This window comes from Altererythrobacter sp. KTW20L (assembly GCF_023501975.1).
Classification (GTDB): domain Bacteria; phylum Pseudomonadota; class Alphaproteobacteria; order Sphingomonadales; family Sphingomonadaceae; genus Alteraurantiacibacter.
Window position 1 is genome coordinate 1 of record NZ_JAMFLH010000024.1, and the last position, 2,671, is coordinate 2,671.

The 2,671-nt window shown below is 58.8% G+C and carries 2 protein-coding genes and 1 pseudogene; all 3 read right to left on the reverse strand.

Features of this window, described 5'->3' with window-relative positions; genetic code table 11:
- Positions 1-1,394, reverse strand: a 1,394-nt coding sequence (locus tag M3P36_RS15025) for a hypothetical protein (RefSeq protein ID WP_249704520.1), incomplete at its 3' end; no start/stop codon positions are given.
- A gap of 282 nt (positions 1,395-1,676) precedes the next feature.
- Positions 1,677-1,754 (reverse strand): annotated as a pseudogene (locus M3P36_RS15385) (IS6 family transposase); the annotation flags it as partial.
- A 117-nt stretch (positions 1,755-1,871) separates the two neighbouring features.
- On the reverse strand, positions 1,872-2,671 hold an 800-nt coding region (locus tag M3P36_RS15030), incomplete at its 5' end, for a GGDEF domain-containing protein (RefSeq protein WP_249704521.1).

Sequence of the window (2,671 nt, forward strand, 5' to 3'; positions counted from 1 at the left end):
ACGCCGTTTACCTGAGCCTCCTGCTCAATTCCGTAATAAACATCGGCTTCAGCATCGGCCGAAGTTGCCCCCGCAGCCGAGGCATCGGCCACAATCGCGATCGTGCCGCTGTTGGTCAGCAAGGCCGAAGCATTGCCGGTGTCTGCATAAGCGTACTGAGCAATGCCGCTATCCACGGTGGCAGATGCAGAGGCATCGCCGGTAGTAGCAACCGCATTGGCCGCCGCAGCAATCGTGATGACCCCAGAATTGTCAATTGAGGCCAGGGCATTGCCCGTGCCGTTGACAGACGCAGATTGATAGACACCCTGGCTATCGATCTCGGCGTCGGCCGAGGCATCACTTGCCCCTGCCGCCGAGGCATTGGCCGTGATCGCGATCGTGCCGCTGTTGGCCAGCAAGGCCGAAGCGTCGCCTTCGCCCAAAACGTAGGCAAATTGGTCAATGCCAGTATCCACGCTGGCAGAGGCATCGGCATCGTTGGCGTCGGCATTGGCCGCCGCAGCAATCGTGACGACCCCAGTGTTGTCTATTGAGGCCAGGGCATTGCCCGTGCCGTCCACAAACGCATATTGATCAATACCGACATTAACGTCCGCTTCCGCATCGGCGGAGCTCACGCCAATTGCCGAAGCATCGGCAGTAATATCGATCGCACCGCTATTGGTAAGCAAGGCCGATGCATTGCCGACATTGCTAGCCGCTGCATCCTGACTGATGCCAACGCCTATGGCCGCAGAAGCATCACCACTAGGGATGGCGGCACCCAATGCGACAGCATCAGCAGTTATGGCAAGCGCACCGCTGTTGACCAGCGCTGCTGACGCATCGCCCGAAGTAGCAACAGCATCCTGGTCGATCCCGGTACCGATATAGGCATCGGCAAAAGCATTAATGCTCGAAGCGCTGGCAAAAGCGCTCGCCGCTACGCCGAGCGGGCCGCTGTTATCGATCACCAGCGCAGCGCCTGTGGCGCCGGTGCCCTGCTGAATGATACCGGCCGTGACGTCCGCGCTTGCATCAGCACCGAGCCCACCGGAAGCACTTGCGATTGCGGCGATGTTGAACTCGCCTTCGTTCAGGATTTCCATGTCGAGGTCAAAGACCGTCGCACTGCCCGTCTGGATCACCTGACCGGTGAGAAAGTCGTTGACGACAGCATTGGCAGGGTTCGCGACATCTGTGTCACCGGACTCGAAATCATCACCGATGTTGCTGATCGTCAGCGTCGCATCGACATCCGCCTGGGCCCCATTGGTCTGGCTCGCACCAGGACCGGAAGCCGAGACCGGTGTGGCTACGGCAAGAGCCAAAATGGACGCGCTAAGCACCAATGCGCTGCGACCGGATGACCTCATGGCTTTATCTCCCAAACGTTTATAATCGATATGCAATCGTGATGATATTCAATCGTGGTAGTAATTACTAATGGCGCAAAAATTCCGTGCGATCAAGCTTGATGCACTTTTCATGGATCGCTGGCTCGCGCGGGGCGATGTCGGAGCTGTTAGTCCAATCGCAACTCGTCTCCCATTGGCGGAGTCCAGCCATTCCCGCTGGATGGCTCATGCCATGAGGTTCTGACTTCATCTGCGGGAATCGCAGCATTGCCCGTTCTCTATCGTCGGAACGGAAAATGGCTGTTCTCCGCTCGGTTGTTCGACCAGCAGCCCATCTCGCTCGGCCAGCAGGTCTTCGACGTTCCGCAAGGACACCGGAAAACGCACATACAACATCACCACGAGGCGGACGATCTCAGGTGACGAGTTGAAATAGCGGAAGGGGCTGGCTTGCGGGGTCGAGGCATGTGAGCGCCCTACCTCGTCGGCTCAGAATTCCAGCGGTGCGTTTGGTTTGACAGAGCCGCAGCATCAGTGCTGGTTTGCAGGGCTCGCCGCGAGGCGCGACATTGTTTCGACAGAGCCAGTGAGCACTTTCCCGCCGCTTCGGCTGATGCCCCCGCCGCCGGATCGTTTTGCTCGCAGCAGGGCCACATCTGCGGCAGCAATCAAATTGTCGAGGTTGTGCCCGTTCTCGGATGCTAGAGCGTACCCGACACTTGTCCCGATGGTGATCGTGCGGTTGGCAATGCCATAGGGAGCCGACACGGCGCGTACGATCCGCCGGGCCAGGAACTCGGCTTCGGTTGGATCTGCAATTCCACTTTGAACGACCACGAATTCATCGCCGCCGATGCGCGCCGCGAAGTCGGTTCCCCGGAGAATACGTGCCAGCCTCTCGGACACCGCCCGCAGCAACTGGTCTCCCACCGGATGTCCATACTGATCATTGACGGGTTTGAAGCGATCGAGGTCAAGACAGTGCACCGCGAGGTCGCCGTGGGTGTGGCCGAGCATGGTTATGTGATTGAATTGCTCCCTAAGACCAAACCGGTTCCGCAATCCGGTCAGAACATCGTTTTGCGCCAAGTCGGCGAACAACCCCTTCATCGTGATGCCGGTCGATGCAAAGCGATAGTGCGAAAGCATGCTCTGAATCCCGCCGGCCAGAAACAGCGCAAGCAGAATGCCGACAGCCTTGTAGATGAGGTTGGAGCTGGCAAGGGAAACCGCGATGGTCGGCAAGACCCCTACCAGCATTGCCACCACGCTTATCCACGGCCGGTAGGCGATACCTGCAGCAACGCCAGCCGCATATCCAACCAGCAGAG